A 26,236-nucleotide genomic window follows, 5' to 3' on the forward strand; every position below is an offset into this window, starting at 1 on the left:
AGGATTGATATCAGCGTCTCCGGACGTAAAAAATATCAAAGCCTCACGAGTGAACACATAATGAAATTCATTATGACGTTTTACAGATGAGCACCGCTGAACTTGTTTCAGCAAATCAAACTTTAAATTGAAGAGTTTGATCATGGCTCAGATTGAACGCTGGCGGCAGGCCTAACACATGCAAGTCGGACGGTAGCACAGAGGAGCTTGCTCCTCGGGTGACGAGTGGCGGACGGGTGAGTAATGTCTGGGGATCTGCCCGATAGAGGGGGATAACCACTGGAAACGGTGGCTAATACCGCATAACGTCGCAAGACCAAAGAGGGGGACCTTCGGGCCTCTCACTATCGGATGAACCCAGATGGGATTAGCTAGTAGGCGGGGTAACGGCCCACCTAGGCGACGATCCCTAGCTGGTCTGAGAGGATGACCAGCCACACTGGAACTGAGACACGGTCCAGACTCCTACGGGAGGCAGCAGTGGGGAATATTGCACAATGGGCGCAAGCCTGATGCAGCCATGCCGCGTGTATGAAGAAGGCCTTCGGGTTGTAAAGTACTTTCAGCGGGGAGGAAGGCGATGTGGTTAATAACCGCGTCGATTGACGTTACCCGCAGAAGAAGCACCGGCTAACTCCGTGCCAGCAGCCGCGGTAATACGGAGGGTGCAAGCGTTAATCGGAATTACTGGGCGTAAAGCGCACGCAGGCGGTCTGTTAAGTCAGATGTGAAATCCCCGGGCTTAACCTGGGAACTGCATTTGAAACTGGCAGGCTTGAGTCTCGTAGAGGGGGGTAGAATTCCAGGTGTAGCGGTGAAATGCGTAGAGATCTGGAGGAATACCGGTGGCGAAGGCGGCCCCCTGGACGAAGACTGACGCTCAGGTGCGAAAGCGTGGGGAGCAAACAGGATTAGATACCCTGGTAGTCCACGCCGTAAACGATGTCGACTTGGAGGTTGTTCCCTTGAGGAGTGGCTTCCGGAGCTAACGCGTTAAGTCGACCGCCTGGGGAGTACGGCCGCAAGGTTAAAACTCAAATGAATTGACGGGGGCCCGCACAAGCGGTGGAGCATGTGGTTTAATTCGATGCAACGCGAAGAACCTTACCTACTCTTGACATCCACGGAATTTGGCAGAGATGCCTTAGTGCCTTCGGGAACCGTGAGACAGGTGCTGCATGGCTGTCGTCAGCTCGTGTTGTGAAATGTTGGGTTAAGTCCCGCAACGAGCGCAACCCTTATCCTTTGTTGCCAGCGATTCGGTCGGGAACTCAAAGGAGACTGCCGGTGATAAACCGGAGGAAGGTGGGGATGACGTCAAGTCATCATGGCCCTTACGAGTAGGGCTACACACGTGCTACAATGGCGCATACAAAGAGAAGCGACCTCGCGAGAGCAAGCGGACCTCATAAAGTGCGTCGTAGTCCGGATCGGAGTCTGCAACTCGACTCCGTGAAGTCGGAATCGCTAGTAATCGTGGATCAGAATGCCACGGTGAATACGTTCCCGGGCCTTGTACACACCGCCCGTCACACCATGGGAGTGGGTTGCAAAAGAAGTAGGTAGCTTAACCTTCGGGAGGGCGCTTACCACTTTGTGATTCATGACTGGGGTGAAGTCGTAACAAGGTAACCGTAGGGGAACCTGCGGTTGGATCACCTCCTTACCTGAAGATACTTTCCCGCGAAGTGCTCACACAGATTGTCTGATAGAAAGTCACGAGCAGAAAAAACCTCTACAGGCTTGTAGCTCAGGTGGTTAGAGCGCACCCCTGATAAGGGTGAGGTCGGTGGTTCAAGTCCACTCAGGCCTACCAAATTTCTTCTTATGCTGCGTTATGCGCGCGGTCGTTTACAGACGTAAACGTCCCTTCCGCATGCCTTGCCTGAGACGAAATGGCATCCTTCTTGATGAAGGATGTTTACTCGGTTGAGTGGTAGTAGTGGTCTCTGCAGTAACTGTATGGGGCTATAGCTCAGCTGGGAGAGCGCCTGCCTTGCACGCAGGAGGTCAGCGGTTCGATCCCGCTTAGCTCCACCATACTCACTACTGTATTTTTTCTGAAAATACTTCAGAGCGTACCGGCAACGGTGTGCTGCGAAGTATTCTGCTCTTTAACAATCCGGAACAAGCTGAAAATTTGAAACGACGCATTGTCGTGTTCCTCCGTAATAAGGAACACAGTACAACGCGTTCGAGTCTCTCAAAAGCTTACAGCTTACAAGCTAACTGTGAAGCCGTTACGGTAAAACAGATAAACGCCTGTGGGTTGTGAGGTTAAGCGACTAAGCGTACACGGTGGATGCCCTGGCAGTCAGAGGCGATGAAGGGCGTGCTAATCTGCGATAAGCGCCGGTAAGGTGATATGAACCGCTACAACCGGCGATACCCGAATGGGGAAACCCAGTGTGTTCCGACACACTATCATGCAGTGAATACATAGCTGTATGAGGCGAACCGGGGGAACTGAAACATCTAAGTACCCCGAGGAAAAGAAATCAACCGAGATTCCCCCAGTAGCGGCGAGCGAACGGGGAGGAGCCCAGAACCATCACCAGCTTGTGCATCAGTGGAAGCGTCTGGAAAGTCGCAGGGTACAGGGTGATACTCCCGTACACAAAGGTGCACAGGCTGTGAGTTCGATGAGTAAGGCGGGACACGTGGTATCCTGTCTGAATATGGGGGGACCATCCTCCAAGGCTAAATACTCCTGACTGACCGATAGTGAACCAGTACCGTGAGGGAAAGGCGAAAAGAACCCCGGCGAGGGGAGTGAAACAGAACCTGAAACCGTGTACGTACAAGCAGTGGGAGCCTTCTTTATGGGGGTGACTGCGTACCTTTTGTATAATGGGTCAGCGACTTATATTCTGTAGCAAGGTTAACCGTATAGGGGAGCCGCAGGGAAACCGAGTCTTAACTGGGCGTTAAGTTGCAGGGTATAGACCCGAAACCCGGTGATCTAGCCATGGGCAGGTTGAAGGTTGGGTAACACTAACTGGAGGACCGAACCGACTAATGTTGAAAAATTAGCGGATGACCTGTGGCTGGGGGTGAAAGGCCAATCAAACCGGGAGATAGCTGGTTCTCCCCGAAAGCTATTTAGGTAGCGCCTCGTGAACTCATCTCCGGGGGTAGAGCACTGTTTCGGCTAGGGGGCCATCCCGGCTTACCAACCCGATGCAAACTGCGAATACCGGAGAATGTTATCACGGGAGACACACGGCGGGTGCTAACGTCCGTCGTGAAGAGGGAAACAACCCAGACCGCCAGCTAAGGTCCCAAAGTCATGGTTAAGTGGGAAACGATGTGGGAAGGCCCAGACAGCCAGGATGTTGGCTTAGAAGCAGCCATCATTTAAAGAAAGCGTAATAGCTCACTGGTCGAGTCGGCCTGCGCGGAAGATGTAACGGGGCTAAACCATGCACCGAAGCTGCGGCAGCGACACTATGTGTTGTTGGGTAGGGGAGCGTTCTGTAAGCCGTCGAAGGTGTGCTGTGAGGCATGCTGGAGGTATCAGAAGTGCGAATGCTGACATAAGTAACGATAAACAAGGTGAAAAACCTTGTCGCCGGAAGACCAAGGGTTCCTGTTCAACGTTAATCGGAGCAGGGTGAGTCGACCCCTAAGGCGAGGCCGAAAGGCGTAGTCGATGGGAAACAGGTTAATATTCCTGTACTTGGTGTTACTGCGAAGGGGGGACGGAGAAGGCTATATCAGCCGGGCGACGGTTGTCCCGGTTTAAGCGTGTAGGTGTGTGTTCCAGGCAAATCCGGTTCACTTTACACTGAGGCGTGACGACGAGGCACTACGGTGCTGAAGTGATAAATGCCCTGCTTCCAGGAAAAGCCTCTAAGCATCAGGTAACACAAAATCGTACCCCAAACCGACACAGGTGGTCAGGTAGAGAATACCAAGGCGCTTGAGAGAACTCGGGTGAAGGAACTAGGCAAAATGGTGCTGTAACTTCGGGAGAAGGCACGCTGGCGCGTAGGTGAAGGGACTTGCTCCCGGAGCTGAAGCCAGTCGAAGATACCAGCTGGCTGCAACTGTTTATTAAAAACACAGCACTGTGCAAACACGAAAGTGGACGTATACGGTGTGACGCCTGCCCGGTGCCGGAAGGTTAATTGATGGGGTTATCCGCAAGGAGAAGCTCTTGATCGAAGCCCCGGTAAACGGCGGCCGTAACTATAACGGTCCTAAGGTAGCGAAATTCCTTGTCGGGTAAGTTCCGACCTGCACGAATGGCGTAATGATGGCCAGGCTGTCTCCACCCGAGACTCAGTGAAATTGAAATCGCTGTGAAGATGCAGTGTACCCGCGGCAAGACGGAAAGACCCCGTGAACCTTTACTACAGCTTGACACTGAACACTGAGCCTTGATGTGTAGGATAGGTGGGAGGCTTTGAAGCGTGGACGCCAGTCTGCGTGGAGCCGGCCTTGAAATACCACCCTTTAATGTTTGGTGTTCTAACGTAGGCCCGTAATCCGGGCTGCGGACAGTGTCTGGTGGGTAGTTTGACTGGGGCGGTCTCCTCCCAAAGCGTAACGGAGGAGCACGAAGGTTGGCTAATCCTGGTCGGACATCAGGAGGTTAGTGCAATGGCATAAGCCAGCTTGACTGCGAGAGTGACGGCTCGAGCAGGTGCGAAAGCAGGTCATAGTGATCCGGTGGTTCTGAATGGAAGGGCCATCGCTCAACGGATAAAAGGTACTCCGGGGATAACAGGCTGATACCGCCCAAGAGTTCATATCGACGGCGGTGTTTGGCACCTCGATGTCGGCTCATCACATCCTGGGGCTGAAGTAGGTCCCAAGGGTACGGCTGTTCGCCGTTTAAAGTGGTACGCGAGCTGGGTTTAGAACGTCGTGAGACAGTTCGGTCCCTATCTGCCGTGGGCGCTGGAGAATTGAGGGGGGTTGCTCCTAGTACGAGAGGACCGGAGTGAACGCACCGCTGGTGTCCGGGTTGTCACGCCAGTGGCACTGCCCGGTAGCTAAGTGCGGAAAAGATAAGTGCTGAAAGCATCTAAGCACGAAACTTGCCCCGAGATGAGTTCTCCCTGAGCCTTTAAGGCTCCTGAAGGGACGTTGAAGACGACGACGTTGATAGGCCGGGTGTGTAAGCGCAGCGATGCGTTGAGCTTACCGGTACTAATGACCCGTGAGGCTTAACCTTACAACGCCAGAGGCGTTTTGGTTGAGAGACGATTGAATTTTCAGCATTGTTTACCGGATAAAGAATTTAGTTCTGTTCTGCGGACGTGAGTCCGAAGGATTTTGCGCTGAGTGCAAGGCGGCAACCGAGACGGGGTGAAGGAGCATACTGAGGTATGTGACTGAGCGGCGCGAGGGAAGCCAACGCGGCAGCAGCGTGAAAGACGCAGGACGGAGCACAAAGAATTTGCCTGGCGGCTTTAGCGCGGTGGTCCCACCTGACCCCATGCCGAACTCAGAAGTGAAACGCCGTAGCGCCGATGGTAGTGTGGGGTCTCCCCATGCGAGAGTAGGGAACTGCCAGGCATCAAATTGAACGACCTGCACGTAACTTCGGGCAGTTCACTACTCAGTAGAGTAGGACAAAAGCGAACGCTTTTGAACGCTGCGAGGCAGCGGCCCGAAGGGTGAATCACAGCGTGATTCATAAACTGCCAGGCATCAAACAAGTAAAGAAGCCCTGAACTGACGTTCAGGGCTTTTTTACGTGCGTAACCGGTGAAAAGCGGGTCGTCAGGCCGGCTGTCCTACACGGCCGGGACCGCGCGAGCGCCTTCCGCGTCATTAAAACCGCCGGATCGGGATAAAATGGCGCGTGAGAAAGCCGAATGGCATGCCGCGCCCGGCGTCATATACCTGCACCCCCTGCCCAAAGACGACGAACCGCCTGATCATCGTGATACAACAAACGCCATCGCTACAAAAGCCGCGAGTACCTGACCGCAATCCACCGCATTCCTTCTCTGTTTGAGATCCAGCACAATGCAATAGCTGTTTTTTTAACCGACATCATTAATCAGGCAACAAGGAATTTACCGACTACCCAGCTATGAAGGGTAGAACGAGTGAAAAGCAACTTTGCATTGCATCCTGCAAAATCGTGACACCGTTAAACCGGTAGCGGATGCGTTTTCTTTACTTCTCTGAGTGAAATCGAAGAATTAATACTCAGTATCCCCGGTAATTTACGCAGTTCCTTTTCGATAAAAAGACTGTAATGGTCTAAGTCGCGCGCCACGACCTGTAAAAGGAAATCAGCTTCACCGGTAATGTTGTGGCAGGAAAGCACATAGGGATTGGCATTGATCCTGTCTTCAAAATCCCGCGTTGCCGCTTCACTGTGCTGGCTACAGACCAGACGGACAAATGCCATCACGCCAAAGCCCACTTTTCTGCGGTTAACCACCGCCTGATAACCCTCAATAAACGCCTCATCCTCAAGCCGTTTCAGACGTCGCCATGCAGAAGCCGGGCTAACATCCAAATCCTGTGAAAGTTTAAGACTCGATACCCTGCCATCCTGCTGCAGGTAACGTAGCAGCGCCAGATCTTTCTTATCAAGAAGACTCACTGAAATATCCACTCAACCATCGCATATTTGATGAAGGATAATTTCATAAATAATTATCCACCTGCAACAGATGAAAAGTAATTTCCGGATCGAAAGGTATAATTTTATGAACGCCTACGATGAGGGTTTACTGATGAAAGCAGTGATATACGAGTCATTTCTGTCGCCGCCGATGCTGCAAACGGTCCCGGACCCTACTCCCGAGCCGCACGGCGTTGTGATTCGGGTCAAAGCCACCGGTGTTTGCCGAAGTGACTGGCACGGCTGGGTCGGGCACGATCCCGATATTCCTCTGCCTCATGTGCCGGGACACGAATTCGCAGGCACAATTGAAGCCGTTGGCAACGCGGTGACTAAATGGCGGCCGGGCGATAATGTCACGGTACCCTTCGTATCGGGGTGCGGCTTTTGTCACGAATGTCATACCGGTAATCAGCAGGTCTGTGACCATCAGTTCCAGCCTGGCTTCACGCACTGGGGATCGTTCGCCGAATACGTAGCGATACAGCAGGCCGACTTAAACCTTATCGCACTGCCGGACACGCTGAACTTCACTACCGCAGCCAGTCTCGGGTGCCGTTTTATTACCTCGTTCAGGGCAGTGGTCGATCAGGGAAGAACGTCGGCAGGACAGTGGCTTGCCGTGCACGGCTGTGGCGGTGTGGGACTTTCCGCCATCATGATCGCGAATGCGCTCGGGGCAAACGTGGTGGCGGTGGATATTTCGGATGAAAAGCTGCAGCTGGCCCGTGATTTGGGTGCAGTTGCCGTAGTAAATGGCGCTCGCGTGCACAATGTGGCGGAAGCGATCAGAGAAATCACCCAAGGCGGAGCACATGTGTCACTGGATGCGCTGGGTCATACTGTGACCTGCGTGAACTCCATTCATTCCTTAAGAAAAAGAGGCAGGCACATCCAGATAGGCCTGATGGCGGGCGAACACAGTGCCCCCCCCATTCCAATGGCCAGCGTTATTGCTAACGAACTGGAGATTATTGGCAGTCACGGCATGCAGGCTCATCGTTACGGCGACATGATGAACATGATCGCCACCGGTAAACTCTGTCCTCAAAAGCTCATTGGCCGTACCATCAGCCTCGAGCAATCCATAGAAGCGTTAATCAATATGGATAAGTTTGAATCACGGGGCGTCACGGTAGTCACGACGTTCTGATGCACTAAAACACCGGCCTGTCTGCACTGCTCGTACACATGTTGTAGAGAAAGGTCGGTCGTTTTTGATATCCGTAGCGGGCTGGCGCGGTGGTCTGACACTTTCAGTTGTTACAGCAAATTAACAACATAAGTCACATTTTGTCATCCAGAACCAACACCTCTTTCCGTTTTATTCCCGTCCATGCTTTACTCAACGCTTTAACGCTGCTTATCAGCATGGAGCCGAGGCATAGCATGTCAGATGTGATCAAAAATCCACAATCGCAGTTGCTCGACAGAAAAAAACGTATCTGGGCCATAGTAGGTGCATCCTCAGGTAATCTCGTCGAATGGTTCGACTTTTATGTGTACTCGTTTTTCTCACTCTACTTTGCCCATATCTTCTTTCCGCAAGGGGATACGACAACCCAGTTACTCCAGACGGCAGGCGTGTTTGCCGCAGGCTTTTTAATGAGGCCGATTGGCGGATGGTTATTTGGCTATATTGGTGACCGCCACGGGCGAAAAAAATCCATGCTGATTTCTGTCTGTATGATGTGTTTCGGATCGCTGGTCATCGCCTGTCTGCCGGGTTACAACAGCATTGGGATAGCCGCGCCAGCCCTGCTGTTACTGGCTCGTATGTTCCAGGGGCTGTCGGTGGGCGGGGAGTACGGCACAAGTGCAACCTATATGAGTGAAGTGGCCCTGGAAGGGCGCAAAGGCTTTTATGCCTCCTTTCAATACGTCACCTTAATTGGTGGGCAGTTAGCCGCTGTGCTGACGGTGGTGGTGCTGCAGTTCATCTTAACCGATCAGGAGCTACGCACATGGGGCTGGCGCATCCCGTTCTTTTTAGGCGCTGCGCTGGCCGTGGTGGCGTTATGGCTGCGCCGCTCTCTGGACGAAACCTCCGATAAACAGAGCCGTGAGCATCGGGATGCCGGTAGCGTCATTGGCCTGTTACGTAATCACACCAAACCCTTCCTGATGGTGCTGGGCTTTACGGCGGGCGGTTCGTTGAGCTTTTACACCTTTACAACCTACATGCAAAAGTATCTGGTAAATACCTCTGGTATGGATGCGAAAACCGCCAGTGCATTGATGACTGGTGTGCTCTTCGTCTATATGCTGCTGCAGCCCGTTATTGGCGGTTTGTCGGATAAAATAGGCCGACGCACGTCCATGATGATTTTCGGTGCCGGTGCAGCAATCTGTACCGTACCCATCCTTACCCTGCTGCAAAACGTACAGGGTCCGGGCATGGCATTTGTTCTGATTATGCTGGCACTGCTTATTACCAGCTTTTACACCTCGATCAGTGGGATTCTGAAAGCTGAGATGTTTCCGCCGCAGGTGCGAGCCCTGGGCGTCGGGCTGTCTTATGCGGTGGCGAATGCGATCTTCGGTGGGTCTGCAGAGTACGTGGCGTTACTGATGAAGCACAAAGGGATGGAAACCACCTTCTTCTGGTACGTGTCTGCGATGGGCGCGCTGGCGTTTCTGGTTTCGCTGCTGCTCCACCGGCATGGGAAAGGAATTAAGCTGTAGCAGAGGAAAGGAGTGCCGCAGGCAGGCTGCGGCATTCTGAGGATTTACAGTATGCGGCTGATGAGGCGGTCAATACGAATACGGCGTAGACGGCGAATCAGCTTACGCACTTTCGCCGGGTAGTCAGCGATGCTCTCCAGCTCGCGAAAGTGTCCAACGACCGTGGTATGTTGACGGATAAGCATCAGCTCATGCTGTCGTTGTTCGGCCAACTGCTGATGCGGATCGTGGATCAGTACCGCATTCTCGAGATCCAGCCGCCAGGCGCGGGGATTAAGATTGTTGCCTGTAATGAGCTGCCACTCATCGTCGACCCACATTCCTTTCAGGTGATAGCTGTTTTCACCGTCTTTCCATAAACGTACGGTCAGCTGCCCGTTGCTAACGTAGTACTGCAGCCGGCTTAAAAAGCGACGCAGGTTAATTTCGTAGAGGTAGGGCAGTGCACCGATGATCTTAAATGGCTGATCGGGTGCGATATAGAAGTCATTCGCTGTTTTATCACCCACGATGATCTCAACGTCACGACCCTGACGTAGCAGGCCAATGATATTGCGCACCAGCAGCGCAGGCAGGTTGAAATAGGGCGTGCAGATGGTGAGCTTCTTTTCAGCGCAGGGCATCAAATGGAAAATGGTCTTGTTCAGCAGGCTACGCTTGCCCAGGCCGACCAGTGGCGTCACAGTGAGTTCATCGTTGCCGGCGTTGCCTTCAAACTGATAGTTGAACCCGCGCAGGTCCTGACGAAACTGACGCGTTTCATTTTTAATTTCCGGACTGGAAGGACGCTCAGCATAGTCCAGGCGATTGACGGCCTCGGCGTCTTTTAAATGGTGGTTGATCCATTCGAACATGGTATCGGCCAGCGCGGGATTACGAATGAGCTGGTAGCGATCGTAGCGGTATTTATCGTGCTGATGCAGGTAAACGTCATTCAGGCTGGCCCCGCTGTAGAGCAGCGTATCATCAATGATGAAGCCTTTCAGATGCAGTACCCCGAGTGCCTCGCGAGTATTAACCGGAATGCCGTAGACAGGAATGACGTGATCGGGATGCTGTTGGGCCATCTCACAATACCAGTCGGCATTAGTCACGCCTCGTGCAGCACCAATGCGACCACGTTGGGCACGGTGCCAGTCGACTAAAATACTGATGTCGAGCTGTGGGCGAGCGAGTTTCGCAGCATACAGTGCATTCATGACGGCGCGGCCCGCATCGTCATTTTCCAGATAGAGTGCGACGATACAAATGCGCGATTGCGCTGACGCAATCTTTTCCAAAAGCGTCTCACGAAATTCGGCGGGCGAATAAAGCGTCGACACATCCGCAACAGATTGTGACAGTTTAGGCAGCTGTGCGAGGTGTTGTTGGTGTTTATTGCGTTTAAATTTAGACAACATCACAGTGCACTTCTTCTCGGTTCATTGTATGGCCTTTTGCCACCAAATCAGGGTCATAACGCTAAATAATAACATCAACCACGACGAACTGGGCGATTTTTACTTTTCTCTACACGGCAAACTGACATTATCCTGTAACAAAAGCTTAAGACTGACGATGCCATCGTCCATTTGGACATCCACGTCAAAGTTGAGTTTTTTCGCCAGCGTCACCATGCCGCGGTTGCCGGGCATGGTAATGCCGTTCAGTTGTTGCAGGCCATGCGCGCGGGTGTAACGGATCATTTTTTCCAGTAAACGTCTTCCCATCCCCAGCCCTTTAAGATCGGAGCGCACCAGTACCGAAAACTCGGCATCAACGTTGTCTGCATCCGAAATCGCGCGGGTTACACCAATGATCTCCGGCTGCCCCTGATGCTGCCGAACGGCGACAATCGCCATCTCCCGGTCGTAGTCAATCTGCGTCATATTGGCCAAATCGTCATGGGTGAATTCATTAATTTCGCTAAAGTAGCGGTAGTAGAGATCTTCTTTCGTCACCTGGCTGATAAAGTCACGCAGCAGCGGTTCATCTTCCGGCAGGATAGGGCGGAATAAGCAGTGCTGGCCGTCCTTCAACTCGACCTGTTCTTCCAGGTGCTGAGGATAGGGTCGGATGGCCAGACGCGTTTCGTTATCACCGTCAAAAGGCGCAAGCGTCAGCGTAACGTCCAGTAAGGTGAAATCGCTACCTGCCGCCAGCAGTGGATGAATATCCAGCCGTTGTATTTCCGGGCAATCTACCACCAGGTTAGAGACCTGCACCAGCAGTTGGCTCAGGCCAGCTACATCAAGCGGAATCAAGGCACTTCGGCTGCGGACCTTGCCGCTTTTTATTGCCTGGATCACCAGATAGCGCGCCAGGGTCATATTCAGCGGCGGCAAAGCAACCGCAGCCTGTTTCTCTGCCTGCCACTCTACACCGCCTTCACCCAGCATGATGATAGGGCCAAACAGCGCATCCTGCTCCACCACAATCCGCAGCTCCTGGGCACCAGCCCGGTTCGCCATGCTCTGCACCACCAGTCCTTCAATACGCGCGTGCGGCAGCGTCTGCCTGACCCGGTCAATAATCGCGTCCGCCGCGCGTTTAACTTCGGCGGCGTTACGCAGGTAGAGCATTACGCCCTGCACTTCGGACTTATGCGCCACATCGGGCGAACGGAGCTTCAGCGCGACCGGATAGCCGGTTTGTTCAGCAATCGTGACGGCGTCCTCACTGTCTTTTGCTATCCAGGTGGGTAACGTCGCGAGGCCGTAAGCTTTAAGAACGGGCTGCACTTCGTGCGTATCCAGCGACAGGATGCCCTTATCCAGCGCCTGAGACAGCAACTGGTGGGCCTGAGCGCTGTCCTGGGTCAGGTTTACCGGCAGGGCGGGGGTTTCCCGCAACAATTTCTGGTTACGCCGGTATTCAACCTGATGCATAAAGGCGGTGACGGTGCCCTCCGGCGTTCGCCAGGTGGGAATGCCGGCCTGAGTAAAAGCACGGCGCGCTGCCTGAGAGGAGAATTCGCCGCACCAGTTGGTCAACAGCGTGAGCTGTTTTCCGCGCGGATGCTGATGAATAAGCTGAATGATTTTCTCTGCGGTTTCGGTCGCCGGGGCAACAGCGCTGGGGGCATGAATAATCATCAGGGCATCTAAATCATGGCTGTCGAGCAGGACGGCCAGGCAGGCCAGATAGCGTTCCGGCGTTGCATCGTCCTTTAAATCGACCGGATTGCCGTGCCCGACGCCCTCCGGCAGAACGGCACTAAGCTGCTCTATCGTTTGCTCGCCCAGCGTGGCGAGCTTACCGTTGCGGGCATAGAGTTCATCTAACGCCAGCGCGGCGGGAGCCGCGCCATTGCTGATAATCATCAGCCGGTGCCCGCGTGGTGGACGCATATGGCTCAGGGACTCAACTGCGGTGAACAGCTCGTGCGTATCCTGCACCCGTAACAAGCCCGCACGCTGGATCGCCGCATCCCAGGCGGCATCGAGACCGCTGTGCGTACCAAGCAGCGCCTGTGCCTGGCGACTGCGGCCGCTTTTGATAATCAAAATAGGTTTGTTACGGGATGCGCTACGGGAGGCCGAGACAAACCGTCGGGCATCGCTAAGGTGTTCAAGATAAAGCAGAATCGCGCTGGTTTTGCCGTCACGGGCCAGAAAATCCAGCAGATCGTCCACGTCGGTATCCAGGCTGTCGCCTAAGGCGATAAACCATGAAAACCCCAGGTTACGTTGCTGCGCCCAGTCAAGAATGGTGTTGGAGACGGCTGATGACTGCGATATGAACGCAATACGGCCTTTGGCGATGGGAACAGGAGAAAAGCTGGCGTTAAGCCCCTGCCACGGGGCCAGCAATCCCAGACTGTTTGGGCCTAACAATCGGATCTGCCAGCGGCTGGCGCAGGCTTTTAACTCGGCGAGCTGACTGGCGGGGGCGGAGAGGATGATGCAGGCTTTACAGCCTTTCTCGCCGAGCTCTTGTAACAGCCCCAGATTTCTTTTGTGATGGGTACAGATCACCGCCAGGTCGGGGGCGAAGGGCAAACTGTGAATATCAGGCCAGGCCAGCACGCCGCTAACGGCTTTATATTTTGGCGTCACCGGCAACACCGGGCCGCTAAAGCCGCCCGCCAGCAGATTACGCATCATAAAATAGCCTGCCCGTCCCGGCTTGACCGAGGCGCCGATTACCGCAATTGATTTTGGTCTTAACAGCGCTTCCAGTCCACGTTGACTCATCACCTTCTCCATTCGTCGGCATTTAGGGGAGTGTAAACGCTTTTGGGCTTTTTTACCGTCGGGCAGATCCCAGCCTGAATAATGACAAGCGGCCTGCCAGGGCGAGTGTTACTTCTCCTGGTCGGGATGATGCGGCTTACCGGCAAGATAGGCCTGACGGAACTGCTCAAAGTGCAGGGTCAATGCCTCGCCAGCCGCACGGTCGCCGGCCTGGTGCAGCAGCGCCGCGGCAATCTCTGCGGTGCAGTGCTGACCTTCGCCATGCGCTTCGCGCAGCCTGTAGCGGGACGGCGCGGTGACGTTGAGCGAGATCACCGGAAAGCGGTCAAGCCAGGGGCTTTTACGAAACATCTTGCGGGCTTCATTCCAGGTACCATCCAGCATGATAAACAGCGGCGGTTTACCTGACAGCGGCGGCGAATGCACAATCTGGCGACCTTCATCGGCGTAAGATGCAGGGAAAACCACCAGGGGCTGATAAGCCTCACTGGCCACGGCCTGCAGCAGTAAAGGATCGGGCTCGGTGCGTGACCAGCCAAAGGCCTGGGTATCTGGCAAGACGTCGGCGATCAACCGGCCCGTATTACTTGGCTTCATCGGTTCGGTATCAAACATCACCAGACAAAAGCGACTGCGGGCAGACTGCACACGAATGCTGGCGCACAGACAGTGTTTTTCCGGCAACAGACATCCCTGGCAACGAAGCACACGGTTCCCACGCGCCAGAAAGGGACGTGTGGCGCGGGCCAGACGTTGGGCACGTAAACGCAAAACGGCATTTTCAGACATGATTATTCAGGACAGGAAAAAGCGTAGTGTAATCGAAGCGTCGGACAAAGGGAAAAGGCCAGCACGGGCTGGCCTTTTGCGCTTACAGGGATTCGTCGAGCCACTCGTTGAAGGGCGCTTTCGGCATGGCCCCGTTTAGCATGTCCACCATCTCACCTTTCTTAAAGACCATAATGGTGGGAATGCTGCGAATGCGGAAGCGACTGCTCAGCGCCGGTTCGGCCTCCGTATTCACTTTAATGAAGCGCACCTTGCCGCTGCGCTCCTGTGCGACGTCTTTAAACACCGGGGCAAAATTAACGCAGGGGCCGCACCATGGCGCCCAAAAGTCCACCACGACCGGCAGATCGTCCTGCAGATAGCTGTCCAGCGTGGCGGCGGTGGCGTTGATGACCTCGCCAGAGAACAGGCTTTCGCCGCAACGACCACATTTGGCACCATCGGCAAGCCGTTCTTCGGGAACGCGATTGGTTGCCTGACAAGACGTGCATACCGTATTCATATAAACCTCTGATAATGAACTAGAGCACTTTGCTCAATATTGTCCATTATGAAAGGGTGGTAAGATCGTCTCAATGTGGATTGCTCTATAGGTACAATAGTTGATAGCTAAGCGCAGTCACATCAGGTAATCTTCGCGCTCTCAATGCAGGAGGAAGAAATGAACGACGAATTTAAAGGCAAAAGTGGTAAGGTCAAAGTCATGTATGTGCGTGGCGAAGATGAGCAAAGCGCGCGCGCGCCGAATCCTCGTACAGGCAAAGGTGGCCGTCCTGCTGCTCGCCGTGAAGACAATCGTCGTTCATCCGGCCCGCGCACTGAGCGTAGTGAAGAAGGCGGTCGCGGTACAGGCCGTCGCAGCGATAGCGTGCCACGCCGCAGTGACAGCGCACCGCGCCGCAACGATCGCGGCAGCGACAATCGTGATGCTTACGGTAGCAGTGATTCCCCATGGCGTACCGTCTCCCGCGCGCCGGTCGTGGAAGACAACAAACCGGAAAACCCAGGGATCAGCGGTAAAGGCGTGGTTGACGTTGAGCAGATTCGTCGCCAGCGTCTGGAAGAAACCCGCGTTTACGGTGAAAACGCCTGTCAGGCGCTGTTCCAGAGCCGTCCTGAATGCATCGTTCGCGCCTGGTTTGTGCAAAGCGTGACGCCACGTTTCCGCGATGCGCTGCGCTGGCTGGCGGCTAACCGCAAAGCCTACCACGTGGTCGATGACGCAGAGATCACCAAAGCTTCCGGTACTGAACACCACGGCGGCGTCTGCTTCCTGATCAAGAAACGCATGGGCATGGACGTAGCAGAATGGCTTAACAAGGCCGAAAGCAAAGACTGTGTACTGGCGCTTGAAGATGTCAGCAATCCCCATAACCTTGGCGCGATCATGCGCAGCTGCGCGCACTTTGGTGTGAAAGGTCTGCTGGTTAACGATGCCTCGCTGCTGGAATCCGGTGCAGCGGTTCGCACGGCGGAAGGCGGCGCTGAACACGTTCAGGCTATCAGCGGCGCAACCTTTAATGAAGGCCTCGAAGCCTTCCGCAAAGCGGGTTACACCATCGTGACGACCTCGAGCCATCAGGGCACATCCCTGTCTGACGCGGTGCTACCGGCCAAAATGGTACTGGTGCTGGGTCAGGAGCGTGAAGGCTTGTCTGACAGCACGTTCCAGCAGGGCGATATGAGCGTGTCGATTGGCGGCACCGGCAACGTGGAAAGTCTGAACGTCTCCGTCGCTACCGGCGTTCTGCTGGCCGAATGGTGGCGTCAGAACGCCTGATGTTAGCTGATGTATGGTGCCGTGAAACGTGCCATACAGGTTCAGTGTTCCCGGCGGGGCGTGAAAGATGCTCCGCCAGCCCGTTACCCCGCCTTACCATCCCCGGAGTCGGACGTAGCCTGATCAACATGTTCGTCCATCTCATCAAGCGCCCGTTGATTATCCAGCCCCCATTGATACAGCTGCTCTACCGGTTCCGCGAAGGTCTGGCCCAGCGCCGTTAACGCATAGTCGACTTTGGGTGGGATCACGTCGTAAACATGGCGGGTGATCAATCCGCGCTGCTCCAGCTCCTTCAGCGTCTGAAACAACATCTTTTTTGATATCCCCTGCAAACTTCGCTGCAACTCGCCCGTGCGTGCGCGGCCTCCCGGCCAGTGATACAGCGCATGCAGCACCATCGGATTCCACTTGGCAGAAAAAAGATCCATGAGTCGGCGCGGCGGTGAATCCACATAAAAAACCAGTTTACCCTCTACCCAGGCAGGCATCGTCTTCTCCCTCCTTTATGGTCACCAAATGGTAACTACTATCAATAATGGCACTATTTAAGTAGAGTTTGCCGCCCTCCGTTATCAAAAGCCAGTCACTATGAGAGGCACCATGAAAATTAATGCACTGATCGCGCACGATGCGACCCAGCCCCTTACCGCCGGCCAGATCGCGCTGCGTCCGCTTCAACCGCAGGATGTCCGGATAGAAATCCTTTACTGTGGCGTTTGCCACTCAGATTTGCATATGGCACGCAACGAATGGGCGGTAAGCCATTATCCCCTGGTGCCAGGACACGAAATCGTTGGACGGGTGAGCGAAACCGGTAGCGCTGCCACCCGATTTACGCCGGGTGATATTGTTGGCGTGGGCGTGATGGTGGATTCCTGCCGCACCTGTCATTTCTGTCAGCAGCAGGAAGAACAATATTGTGAAGCCGGTTTCACTGCGACCTATAACGGTACGGATAAATACACCGGTGAATCTACCCGAGGCGGCTATGCTGAGCACGTGGTGGTCGATCAGGACTTCGTGGTTTCGGTGCCACAGCACCTGCCGTTGGCCGGTGTTGCGCCGTTGCTGTGCGCGGGCGTCACTGTCTGGTCACCGCTGCGCCATTTTAACGTGAAAACGGGCGATAAGGTTGGCGTGATTGGCCTGGGTGGGTTAGGCCACATGGCGGTGAAGCTGGCGAGTGCGCTGGGAGCTGAGGTGACGCTTTTCACCACGTCGGCTGACAAAGCCGCGGATGCCCGCCGTCTCGGTGCCCGTCATGTGGTGGTATCACGCGATGCTCAGGCTATGCAGGCCAGCCAGAACGCGCTGGATCTTATCGTTGACTGCGCGGCGGCCCCGCACGATCTTGACCCTTATCTGGCGACGCTCAAAACCAATGGCCGCCTGGTGCTGGTGGGCATTCCCGACAGTCCGCACGCTTCACCGAACGTGACGCCAATGGTGTTCCGTCGTTTAAGCATCAGCGGCTCGTCCATCGGCAGCATTAAAGAAACCCAGGAGATGCTGGATTTCTGCGGCGACAACAACATCACCGCAGACATTGAGATGATTCGTGGAGAGCAGGTCGAAGAAGCCTTTACGCGAATGCTAAAAGGTGACGTGAAATACCGGTTCGTGATGGATATGAAAGCGACGCGCTGGGCGTAAAAACGGGTTCTGGCGGGCGTGACTTCCACGCCAGAACCCCATCGCGTTCGTCTAGTGCGCGCCACCACCACCGCCACCGGCGGTAAAGGGCGGACGGGCAAACCAGATCAGCACCAACAGCACCAGAAAGACGCCCGCCGACGCCCAAAAAATCTCGTTGGCGGAAATGATCAATCCCTGATTGGTGATCTGCTGAGCGATGTACGCTGAGGCCTGCTGATGCGTCATGCCCATCCCCTCAAGCTGACTGTACATCTGCTGCGCATTAACGTTATAAGGCGTCACCGATTCGCTGAGATTACTGTGGTGCATTGCCTCACGATCCGTCCACATCGTGGTGGTGATCGACGTCCCTATCGAACCCGCCAGCGTACGCACGAAGTTCGACAAACTGGATGCCGCCGCCATCCGGTCGGGTGTCAAACCCGACAGCGTAATTGTGGTAAGTGGCATAAAGAAGCAGGCGACCGCGAAGCCCTGAATAAACTGTGGCCAGGCCGACGCGCCAAAGTCCATGCCCGGTTCAAACGTGTAAGCGCGCCAGTAGAAACAAATGGCATACATGATGAAACTGAAGGTGACCAGTTTCCGCATATCAAGCTTATGGGAGAACCGACCAATGATGGGCGACAGGATAACCGGGATAATCCCGACCGGCGCTGAGGCCAGCCCTGCCCAGGTCGCGGTATAACCGTAGACCTCCTGCAGCAACTGCGGCAAGAGAACGATCGACCCAAAATAGAGCATGTAGGCAAGGCTAATGGATAAGCAGCCTATGGTGAAGTTGCGCGATTTAAACAGCGACAGATCGACTATCGGGTGATCGTCTGTCAGCTCCCAAATCAACAGCATCACCAGCGCCAGCACCGCGACAATCGTCAGCACAATAATTTCTGTTGAGCTAAACCAGTCCAGCTCTTTACCGCGATCCAGCATCACCTGCAACGAGCCAACCCCGACCACCAGCAGCACCAGGCCAACGGTATCAATGGGGCGGATCTGGGTAGCGGTTTCACGACCACGCAGGGTTTGCAGCGTGAGCATGATGACCACAACACCAATCGGCACGTTGATAAAGAAGATCCAGCCCCAGTGATAGTTATCACTGATCCAGCCGCCGAGAATGGGGCCACATATGGGGGCCACAATCACCGTCATCGCCCAGAGTGACAGGGCGATACTGCGTTTTGCAGGCGGATAATTATTCAGCAGCAGGCTTTGCGACAGCGGGATCAACGGACCTGCAACGATCCCCTGAATTATCCTGAAGAAAATCAGCATTTCCAGGCTTTCGGACATGCCGCAGGCCCAGGAAGCCAGCGCAAACAGGATGGTCGACCAGGTAAAGAGTTTGACTTCACCGATGCGTTTGGCCAGCCAACCCGTTATCGGAATCGAGATGGCGTTTGCCACCCCGAAAGACGTGATGACCCAGGTCCCCTGGGAGTTTGAGGCCCCCAGGTTACCCGCAATGGTCGGTATAGCAACGTTCGCAATGGTGGAATCCAGAACCTGCATGAACGTCGCCAGGGAGAGCGCAATGGTCATTAAGACCAGCGGCATCCCTTTAAGCGGTGCTTGTGCCATTACAGCCTCCGGGTGATCATCCGGCGTTCGCGTGGACGATATCGGTAATCAGCTTATCAACCGGTGCAAGGTCAATGGCCAGGGCGTTGCTGCTGTAGGCAGCCTGCTGACGAACGCTGGTAGCCAGTGCGCTGCCGTCTTTATTATCGGTATCAATTTCTACCAATGTTGACAGCCCGATACGCAGAGGATGTTTAGCCACTTCGTCCTGATTCAACTCAATACGGACCGGCAGACGTTGAACCACTTTGATCCAGTTACCGGTGGCGTTTTGCGCCGGCAGCAGGGAGAACGCGCTTCCGGTTCCCATGTCCAGACCGACAACTTTACCGTGGTAAACCACATCGTCACCGTAGATGTCCGCCACAACGGTTGCCGGTTGGCCGATACGCACGCCAGCCAGTTGGGTCTCTTTGAAGTTAGCGTCTACCCACAAGTCGGTTGCAGGCACCACCGCCATCAGCGGCGTACTGGTATTGATTTGCGAGCCAACCTGCACGCTGCGGCGCGAGACATAGCCATCCATTGGGCTGCGAATGTCAGTACGTTGAAGTGCCAGCCAGGCATCACGCAGCTGTGCCGCACTCTGCTTCACGGCAGGCTGGTTTTCCAGAGAGGTATTCAGGATCATCGCCTGGTTCGCGTTATACTGCTGAACCGCCACATCCAGCTCCGCTTTCGCTGAAGCCACGGCATCGCGTGCATGTTGCAGCTCTTCACGCCCAATCAGGTTAGAGGCGCCCAGCGGCTCGCGGCGTTTCAGGTCGGCCTGCGCCTGATCTAACGCGGTCTGACGGAGCGCAATGGTGGCCTGATACTGTTTCGCGTTGATCATCTCCTGATGTACCTGGCGCACGCTGGTCGCCAGCCCGGTCTGGGCTTTTTCAAACGCCTGCTGTGCGTCGGTTTTATCCAGCGATACCAGCACATCCCCTTTTTTGACAAAATCGGTATCATCAAACCAGACTTTATTGACGCTGCCTGAGACCTGGGCCATCACCTGCACCTGGTTACCGGCAACGTAAGCATCGTCCGTTTCCTGATAGTGGCGTAGCACCAGGTACCAGTAAACGCCCCACGCAATGCCAAGCAGTACGACGACCAGCGCCAGTAATAGCAGCGCGCCTTTGCGCTTTTTCTTCTTGTTATTTACTGGCTGATGCGGGCTTTGCGCCTCTGATGCACTCATTTATTTCTCCACGTTTTCCACTTAATCGGCGGGTTAAACTCCGTTTTCACCATCGCCCGAGCCAAAAAAGCCAGCGACTAAGCGCTGGCCGGATAAAAGAGGGTTAAAATAACGATTTCGTCAGGTGATTGTGTCGCAGATCTTGCTATTACCGCGACAGGGAAGCAGTTAGTTTATCTTCTTCCATCTTATCCAGACGGGTAAGCAGCTTGCGGGTGATGTTTTCCAACTGTGACTTCTCATCACCGGTCAGTGAAGACCACAGGTATTGCAGGCTCTGATGTTGAGGCGGCAGCACCTGCTGCAGAAATGCATTACCTTTGTCGGTCAGATGCAGATGCAGGCAGCGGCGATCCTGCGCGCTTTCACGACGTTCAATCCAGCCCCGTTTTTCCAGCTCATCGGCAATGCGCGTGGCATTAGTCCGTGAGGAACCCAGGGCGGTGCTCAGCTCAGAAGGCTGAATGCTCTGGTCTTCCTGCGCATCCAGCGTCAGTAACGCCATAAACAGGGTTTCATTAATGCCCTGTTCTTTAAGCATTTTGTTGCGATTGTCCAGCAATTTACCCTGCATATGCATGCAAAGGCGCGTCAGGAGAATTTCCTGGAAGGGGAAATCCGTGTGACGATTGGCACGGATATTTAACATTTGCTCAATGGGCGTAAACGAACTTTCCATCAGAAAAAACCTCACTAATTTCAACTTTTATAATCACCACGGTGGCAGCGTCATTGCTGAGTCTTCTGGCCTTAACAGGTCATCCTCAGGCTGTCGCACTGTGGTAGTTCAAGATCTGTCCTTGACCCCAGGGTAAAGGTTTTGCGCATCGATTTCATACGCGTTGGTCGTACAGTGAAACGGTACGACATCAAATGATTGCAAAAGAAAAAATAACTGGCGTGAATAACTTTGGGCCAACGATAGCAAACTCACACTCCGCTGAACAGGCTAAATCACACTATTCTGGCTATTCGTTTGTTCCTGGCGATGATTCCGCCACCAGATCAGTAAATTCAGGCAAGTCAGTGTCGCACCGGCCGCGCAGACGCCATACCAGCCCGCGAAATGGTAGGCATTGGCCGACAGCAATGAGCCTAGCGCACCGCCAATAAAGTAGCTGGTCATATAACCGGCATTCAGTCGGTTTCGTGCCTCAGGCTGGCGTGCGTATATCACGCTTTGATTGGTGATGTGCACGGCCTGAACCGCCAGATCCAGCACTAAGATGCCGACAATCAGCGCCACAAGCTGCTGCGCGCCCCAGGCAATGGCCGCCCAGGACAGCAACATCAGCAGCAAGCCTGCGCTGGTGGTGAGTTTGGCATGACCTCTGTCCGCCAGCGAGCCAGCTTTCCTGGCTGCCAGTGCCCCGGCGGCGCCGACCAGTCCCAGTAACCCGATTTCTCCTTCCGAGAAACCGTAAGGCGTGGCAGAGAGCAGAAATGCCATTGATGTCCACAGGATGCTGAAATTCGCAAAGGTAAGACAGCCGGTAACGGAACGGGTGCGCAGCACAGGATCGGCGGCATACAGCCGAAATAGGGAAATCAGCAATTGCGGATAATTCAATGAAACAGAAGGTGTGATGCGCGGCAGCGTGCGCCACAGCGCAATCGCCATCAGCAGCATAAATACGCTGGCGACCCAGTATACGGTTTGCCAGCCACCTAACTGCGCCAGGCCGCCCGCAACGGTTCGCGCCAGCAGGATGCCCAGCAGCAAGCCGCTCATGACCGTGCCGGTAACGTTGCCCCGCTTTTCCGGCTCTGCCAGCGTCGCGGCCAGCGGCACCAGAATCTGGGCCGCCACCGAAAAGAGTCCGGTGATCACCGTGCCTAACAGCAGAAAGGGAAATGAGGAGGAGAGAGCAATGATCACCATGCCCGCCGCCGCCAGCACCATCATGCCCACTATCAGGTCGCGCCGTTCCAGCATATCGCCAAGCGGGACCAGCAACAGCAGCCCACAGGCATAGCCAAGCTGTGCGCTGGTCACAATGAACCCCGCGAGCGCCACCGACAGGTCAAAGTGTTGGGCAATGGTATGAAGCAGTGGCTGAATATAATAATTGCTGGCAACACAGAGGCCAGTGGCAACGGACATCAGTCCCACCAGTGCAGACGTTAAACCAGGGCGAGATGTTGTCATAGGGAGGCAGAGGTAAATATTAATAAAGTGGCGTTAATAATAACCTAAAAAATTATTTGAGAGCTATGTTTATGTCATGCGCCTGTTAATCAGTCATAACGGAAAAAGGGCAGACAGGTGTCCGCCCTTCGTCTGCCTGCCGAGCCTTATTGAGTCGCGGCGCGCGCGTCGTTAATCCACTTATCAAACTGGGCCTGATGGCCCTTGATCCAACCGTCTACGTGGCGATTGATATCCTCTTCAGAATTTTGCCCTGCGTGCATGGCGGCATTTTCCGCATTGATATCACCAATCGGCAGTGTCATCTCAGCAAACAGTTTCGCGGCGGCGGGATTTTTTTCCGCCCAGGCTTTGTTGGCCACTATGTGCATCGTGTTGACCGGGAAGCCATAGTTCGCGCCGTTAGCCAGTTTGGTATCCACGCCTTTCTGTTCGCCCGGCAATGAAGAGAATGGCACCTGCAGCCAGACCACGTCGCGGCCCGGTTTAAGCACATCACTCAGCCAGTAAGGCGTCCAGGTGTAGTAAAGGACAGGTTTTCCCTGTTTAAAGCGCGCCAGAGTATCCGCGATCATCGCCGAATAGTTGCCCATGTTGGCGGTGACGGTGTTGCTCAGGCCATAAGCTGTGTTTTGGTGGTTAATGACCGCCTCGCAGCCCCAGCCAGGCGTACAGCCGGTCATATCCGCTTTGCCATCGCCATTGCTGTCGAAAAGCCTGGCAATCTTGGGATCTTTCAACTGGGCGATATTGGTGATGTGATACTTTTCAGCCGTTTTTTTATCGATGAGATAGCCCTGAGCCGCGCCGGAAACATAGGTTCCCTCGCGATAAAACACCTGGCTCCCGCCTGCGGCTTTATACATATCGTCATGCAGTGGCCGCCAGTTGGTTGCCAGGAAGGTCGCATCACCCGAGGCGATGGTGGTATAGGCGACGTTGTAATCCACTTCGCTCGGTTTCTCAACGGTATAGCCCAGCTTCTCCAGGCCCCGGCTCACGAGCAGCGTCTGAAAAGTCTCTTCGGCAATCGTACTTTGTACCGGTTTCACCGTGATGCCTTTACCCGGCAGATCGGCCGCGAAAGCGTGAGAAGCAGAGAAAGTGGCCAGAATGGCAACGGCAGCAGGGAGCGTCTTGCGCATGATTATTCCTCGTTTTTATTGTCGCGATAACGGCGGCAGTTGACTGCCGCACTCAAGATTCAGGATTGACGGAAAGGACGTGTCAGCAGGCCAATAGGGCCGGTGTGATACCAGTGGCGACGGCCACGGCTGCGTTTGTCACGCGCCACCGACTGCGTCAGGCGGTCAAGGATAATGGCCAGAATCACGATGCCGACGCCGCCCACGGAGGCCAGGCCCATGTCCAGACGACCAATGCCGCGCAGCACCATCTGGCCCAGTCCACCCACGGCAATCATGGAGGCAATCACCACCATCGACAGGGCGAGCATCAGCGTCTGATTCACACCCGCCATGATGGTGGGCATGGCCAGCGGCAGCTGAACCTTAAACAGCAGCTGGCGCGGACTGGCGCCAAAGGACTCACTGGCTTCGATCAGGTCGGCAGGAACCTGTTTAATTCCCAGGATGGTCAGCCTGACAATGGGCGGCAGGGCAAAAATGATGGTGACGACGACGCCCGGGACATTCCCGATACCAAACAGCATAACAATCGGCACCAGGTAAACGAAGGCCGGTGTGGTCTGCATGGCGTCCAGCAGCGGACGCACAATACGTGCCGCACGTTCACTGCGCGCCAGCCAGATGCCCATAGGCAGGCCAATGATGATGCAAAACAGCAGGGCGGTGAGCACCAGCGCCAGCGTAATCATCGCCTGCGACCAGGCACCAATGGCGCCAATGGCGATCAGCGAAATCAGCGTGGCAATGCCCATCGCCGGGCTGGCGATTTGCCAGGCGATTAACGCAAACAGCGCGATAGCCACCGGCGCGGGCATGCCCAGCAGCAGCTGTTGAAACGCGCTGAGGATATAATCCACCGGTACGCGAATGCTTTGAAAGACCGGACGGAAATGATTCACGACCCAGTCGATCCCTTCGGTGACCCAGTGATCCAGCGGAATCCAGGTTTTATGGAACGGATCCATAATAGTGAAATGGTCCGCCTGGGGTGCAGGCGCGTTGTTCAACCAGTCTGTGCTGCCGCTGGAGCCTGCCGCGGCACCGCCGTCCGGCGTGCCCCACGCATCTGCACCGCCGGTGGCGGCATGATGGCCGCTGTCGGCGGCACCGCTCTGATCTGCGGCACCCGACCAGGGATCGCTCGCCGGGGCGCTCTGCGTATCGGTGGTCGTGGGGTTATCCCATGGGGTTGCTGTGTCTTTACTCATTGCTGGCTCCTTCACGATCTAAAGCACGTAGCAGCGTGCTTTTCGATATCACACCGACGTATTGATTTTCTTCTCCCACCACCGGAACGGCACAGGGAGCCTGCGCCACGTGTGAGAGCAGTTCGTTTAACGAGGTCGTGGCAGGAACCGCCGCTGGCGCGTCGAGCAGGGCGCTTTCCAGCCCTTGCCCTGCCGCCAGGGCCGCCTTGAGAGAATCGGTTGACACTACGCCGATGAATTTCTGTTTCTCCAGCACGTAGCCGTAATCACGATCTTCTTCCTGCAGCAGTTTTATGGCCGAGCGCGGGCCTAATCCGGTCGCTTTGCGAATGAGCGCGCCAGCATTTCGGCGCGCAATATCGTTAGCGCTAAAGACGTGACTGATATCGACGCCGCGGAAGAACGTGCGGACATAATCATTGGCGGGATTATTCAGGATTTCATCGGGTGAGCCGACCTGAATGACTTCGCCATTTTGCATAATGGCAATACGATCGCCAATGCGCATGGCTTCGTCCAGGTCGTGTGAAATAAATACGATAGTGCGCTGATGTCTGGCCTGTAATTTCACCAGCTCATCCTGCATTTCGGTACGAATTAAGGGATCGAGTGCAGAAAAGGCTTCATCCATTAATAAAATATCGGGATTAATGGCTAAAGCGCGTGCCAGACCTACACGCTGACGCATGCCGCCTGATAGCTCATCAGGATAGGCGTGGGCGTAATTCTCCAGCCCAACCTGACGTAATGCCTCAAGGGCTTTTTCCTGACGTTCTGCTAAGGGGATGCCGGCTAATTCCATGCCAAAAGCGGCATTATTTACAACGTCAAGATGCGGCATTAAGGCGAATGACTGAAATACCATGCTGATCTTATTTCGGCGAACCTCACGCAGTTCGCTGTCCGATATTTTTGCAATATCGACACCGTCAATAATCACCTGGCCGCGCGTCGGCTCTATCAGACGATTGAGAAGGCGAACCATGGTGGATTTCCCTGAACCGGATAACCCCATGATGACGAAGATCTCGCCTTCTTCAATGGCCAGACTGGCATTTTTGACACCGAGCGATAAGCCTGTTTTTTCGAGGATTTCCTCTTTACCACAGCCCTTATCAATATATTTAAATGCCCTCTGTGGATTATCACCAAATACCTTATAAAGATTTTTTACTTCTAATTTTATTGTCATCCGTAATTAATGCCCTGATTAAATTATTTTAATGTAAAATGACGTACCCTGGTTCAATTTAAGCAGGCTATAACCTGACATACTCA

Annotated in this window: 17 protein-coding genes, 2 tRNA genes and 3 rRNA genes; 9 read left to right on the top strand and 13 right to left on the bottom strand. The window is 54.6% G+C overall.

All coding sequences use genetic code 11. From position 1 onward, the window contains the following. Positions 1–124 precede the first annotated feature (124 nt). From PAGR_RS05280 to rrf, 5 genes are all read left to right on the top strand, one after another. A 16S ribosomal RNA gene (locus PAGR_RS05280) occupies positions 125–1,666 on the top strand. A gap of 73 nt (positions 1,667–1,739) precedes the next feature. Beyond that, positions 1,740–1,816, top strand: a tRNA-Ile gene (locus PAGR_RS05285). Between the two features lie 148 nt (positions 1,817–1,964). Next, positions 1,965–2,040 (top strand) — tRNA-Ala (locus tag PAGR_RS05290). A 235-nt stretch (positions 2,041–2,275) separates the two neighbouring features. Next, a 23S ribosomal RNA gene (locus tag PAGR_RS05295) occupies positions 2,276–5,182 on the top strand. Positions 5,183–5,410: 228 nt separating this feature from the next. Further along, positions 5,411–5,526 (top strand): 5S ribosomal RNA (gene rrf / locus PAGR_RS05300). Together the 16S, 23S and 5S rRNA genes with 2 tRNA genes alongside form the textbook arrangement of a ribosomal RNA operon. Before the next feature lie 583 nt (positions 5,527–6,109). Here the strand turns inward: rrf and PAGR_RS05305 are convergent. Continuing rightward, positions 6,110–6,571: an Lrp/AsnC family transcriptional regulator gene (locus PAGR_RS05305; RefSeq protein WP_014605185.1), complete on the bottom strand. Its 462-nt coding sequence runs from the start codon at positions 6,569–6,571 to the stop codon at positions 6,110–6,112. 106 nt (positions 6,572–6,677) lie between these two features. Here PAGR_RS05305 and PAGR_RS05310 point away from each other — a divergent pair, with 106 nt between their 5' ends. Next, positions 6,678–7,745, top strand: coding sequence for a zinc-dependent alcohol dehydrogenase family protein (locus PAGR_RS05310; protein ID WP_202799413.1), 1,068 nt, complete (start codon positions 6,678–6,680; stop codon positions 7,743–7,745). Positions 7,746–7,981: 236 nt separating this feature from the next. Then, entirely contained in the window at positions 7,982–9,277 is a 1,296-nt protein-coding gene (locus PAGR_RS05315; protein ID WP_049792145.1) for an MFS family transporter, read from the top strand. A 44-nt stretch (positions 9,278–9,321) separates the two neighbouring features. Here the strand turns inward: PAGR_RS05315 and pssA are convergent, their stop codons facing one another. The 4 genes from pssA to trxC all read right to left on the bottom strand — a co-directional run bounded on the left by pssA (position 9,322) and on the right by trxC (position 14,743). Continuing rightward, the gene (gene pssA / locus PAGR_RS05320; protein WP_014605188.1) at positions 9,322–10,677 is read right to left on the bottom strand and encodes a CDP-diacylglycerol--serine O-phosphatidyltransferase; all 1,356 of its coding nucleotides are present in this window, start codon (positions 10,675–10,677) and stop codon (positions 9,322–9,324) included. Positions 10,678–10,776: 99 nt separating this feature from the next. Next, positions 10,777–13,452: a bifunctional acetate--CoA ligase family protein/GNAT family N-acetyltransferase gene (locus PAGR_RS05325; RefSeq protein WP_044042294.1), complete on the bottom strand. Its 2,676-nt coding sequence runs from the start codon at positions 13,450–13,452 to the stop codon at positions 10,777–10,779. Between the two features lie 108 nt (positions 13,453–13,560). After that, positions 13,561–14,241: a tRNA-uridine aminocarboxypropyltransferase gene (locus PAGR_RS05330; protein WP_014605190.1), complete on the bottom strand. Its 681-nt coding sequence runs from the start codon at positions 14,239–14,241 to the stop codon at positions 13,561–13,563. An 82-nt stretch (positions 14,242–14,323) separates the two neighbouring features. Continuing rightward, positions 14,324–14,743, bottom strand: coding sequence for a thioredoxin TrxC (gene trxC, locus PAGR_RS05335; protein ID WP_013026875.1), 420 nt, complete (start codon positions 14,741–14,743; stop codon positions 14,324–14,326). Between the two features lie 159 nt (positions 14,744–14,902). On the opposite strand from trxC, the gene PAGR_RS05340 reads away from it, so the two are divergent. Next, complete coding sequence (locus tag PAGR_RS05340) at positions 14,903–16,021, top strand: tRNA/rRNA methyltransferase (RefSeq protein ID WP_014605191.1); 1,119 nt, start codon at positions 14,903–14,905, stop codon at positions 16,019–16,021. 83 nt (positions 16,022–16,104) lie between these two features. On the opposite strand, the gene PAGR_RS05345 is transcribed toward PAGR_RS05340, so the two are convergent. Next, on the bottom strand, positions 16,105–16,512 hold the full coding sequence (locus tag PAGR_RS05345; protein ID WP_014605192.1) for a winged helix-turn-helix transcriptional regulator: 408 nt from the start codon (positions 16,510–16,512) through the stop codon (positions 16,105–16,107). Between the two features lie 112 nt (positions 16,513–16,624). Here PAGR_RS05345 and PAGR_RS05350 point away from each other — a divergent pair, with 112 nt between their 5' ends. After that, positions 16,625–17,677, top strand: a complete 1,053-nt coding sequence (locus tag PAGR_RS05350) for an NAD(P)-dependent alcohol dehydrogenase (protein ID WP_014605193.1) — start codon at positions 16,625–16,627, stop codon at positions 17,675–17,677. Between the two features lie 51 nt (positions 17,678–17,728). Here the strand turns inward: PAGR_RS05350 and emrB are convergent, their stop codons facing one another. From emrB to proV, 7 genes are all read right to left on the bottom strand, one after another. Continuing rightward, positions 17,729–19,264 carry a multidrug efflux MFS transporter permease subunit EmrB gene (gene emrB, locus PAGR_RS05355; RefSeq protein WP_013026871.1) on the bottom strand — a complete coding sequence of 512 codons (1,536 nt, stop codon included), beginning with the start codon at positions 19,262–19,264 and terminating at the stop codon, positions 17,729–17,731. A gap of 16 nt (positions 19,265–19,280) precedes the next feature. Next, entirely contained in the window at positions 19,281–20,453 is a 1,173-nt protein-coding gene (emrA, locus tag PAGR_RS05360; protein ID WP_013026870.1) for a multidrug efflux MFS transporter periplasmic adaptor subunit EmrA, read from the bottom strand. Between the two features lie 148 nt (positions 20,454–20,601). After that, positions 20,602–21,132 carry a transcriptional repressor MprA gene (mprA, locus tag PAGR_RS05365; protein WP_014594402.1) on the bottom strand — a complete coding sequence of 177 codons (531 nt, stop codon included), beginning with the start codon at positions 21,130–21,132 and terminating at the stop codon, positions 20,602–20,604. A 270-nt stretch (positions 21,133–21,402) separates the two neighbouring features. Further along, positions 21,403–22,602, bottom strand: a complete 1,200-nt coding sequence (locus PAGR_RS05370; RefSeq protein WP_014605194.1) for an MFS transporter — start codon at positions 22,600–22,602, stop codon at positions 21,403–21,405. 146 nt (positions 22,603–22,748) lie between these two features. Beyond that, entirely contained in the window at positions 22,749–23,747 is a 999-nt protein-coding gene (gene proX / locus PAGR_RS05375; RefSeq protein WP_014605195.1) for a glycine betaine/L-proline ABC transporter substrate-binding protein ProX, read from the bottom strand. A gap of 59 nt (positions 23,748–23,806) precedes the next feature. After that, a complete protein-coding gene (gene proW / locus PAGR_RS05380) occupies positions 23,807–24,958 on the bottom strand; it encodes a glycine betaine/L-proline ABC transporter permease ProW (protein WP_014605196.1) in 1,152 nt (383 codons plus the stop codon). Further along, complete coding sequence (gene proV, locus PAGR_RS05385; protein WP_014605197.1) at positions 24,951–26,150, bottom strand: glycine betaine/L-proline ABC transporter ATP-binding protein ProV; 1,200 nt, start codon at positions 26,148–26,150, stop codon at positions 24,951–24,953. Before proV ends, proW begins: the two co-directional genes overlap by 8 nt. Positions 26,151–26,236 lie beyond the last annotated feature (86 nt).

Origin of the sequence: Pantoea ananatis PA13, assembly GCF_000233595.1 — a bacterium.
Classification (GTDB): Bacteria; Pseudomonadota; Gammaproteobacteria; order Enterobacterales; family Enterobacteriaceae; genus Pantoea; species Pantoea ananatis.

Coding starts and splice junctions, on each gene's coding strand:
- PAGR_RS05310 (WP_202799413.1), top strand. CDS start 6,678: ATGAACGCCTACGATGAGGGTTTACTGATGAAAGCAGTGATATACGAG.
- PAGR_RS05315 (WP_049792145.1), top strand. CDS start 7,982: ATGTCAGATGTGATCAAAAATCCACAATCGCAGTTGCTCGACAGAAAA.
- pssA (WP_014605188.1), bottom strand. CDS start 10,677: ATGTTGTCTAAATTTAAACGCAATAAACACCAACAACACCTCGCACAG.
- PAGR_RS05325 (WP_044042294.1), bottom strand. CDS start 13,452: ATGAGTCAACGTGGACTGGAAGCGCTGTTAAGACCAAAATCAATTGCG.
- PAGR_RS05330 (WP_014605190.1), bottom strand. CDS start 14,241: ATGTCTGAAAATGCCGTTTTGCGTTTACGTGCCCAACGTCTGGCCCGC.
- trxC (WP_013026875.1), bottom strand. CDS start 14,743: ATGAATACGGTATGCACGTCTTGTCAGGCAACCAATCGCGTTCCCGAA.
- PAGR_RS05340 (WP_014605191.1), top strand. CDS start 14,903: ATGAACGACGAATTTAAAGGCAAAAGTGGTAAGGTCAAAGTCATGTAT.
- PAGR_RS05345 (WP_014605192.1), bottom strand. CDS start 16,512: ATGCCTGCCTGGGTAGAGGGTAAACTGGTTTTTTATGTGGATTCACCG.
- PAGR_RS05350 (WP_014605193.1), top strand. CDS start 16,625: ATGAAAATTAATGCACTGATCGCGCACGATGCGACCCAGCCCCTTACC.
- emrB (WP_013026871.1), bottom strand. CDS start 19,264: ATGGCACAAGCACCGCTTAAAGGGATGCCGCTGGTCTTAATGACCATT.
- emrA (WP_013026870.1), bottom strand. CDS start 20,453: ATGAGTGCATCAGAGGCGCAAAGCCCGCATCAGCCAGTAAATAACAAG.
- mprA (WP_014594402.1), bottom strand. CDS start 21,132: ATGGAAAGTTCGTTTACGCCCATTGAGCAAATGTTAAATATCCGTGCC.
- PAGR_RS05370 (WP_014605194.1), bottom strand. CDS start 22,602: ATGACAACATCTCGCCCTGGTTTAACGTCTGCACTGGTGGGACTGATG.
- proX (WP_014605195.1), bottom strand. CDS start 23,747: ATGCGCAAGACGCTCCCTGCTGCCGTTGCCATTCTGGCCACTTTCTCT.
- proW (WP_014605196.1), bottom strand. CDS start 24,958: ATGAGTAAAGACACAGCAACCCCATGGGATAACCCCACGACCACCGAT.
- proV (WP_014605197.1), bottom strand. CDS start 26,150: ATGACAATAAAATTAGAAGTAAAAAATCTTTATAAGGTATTTGGTGAT.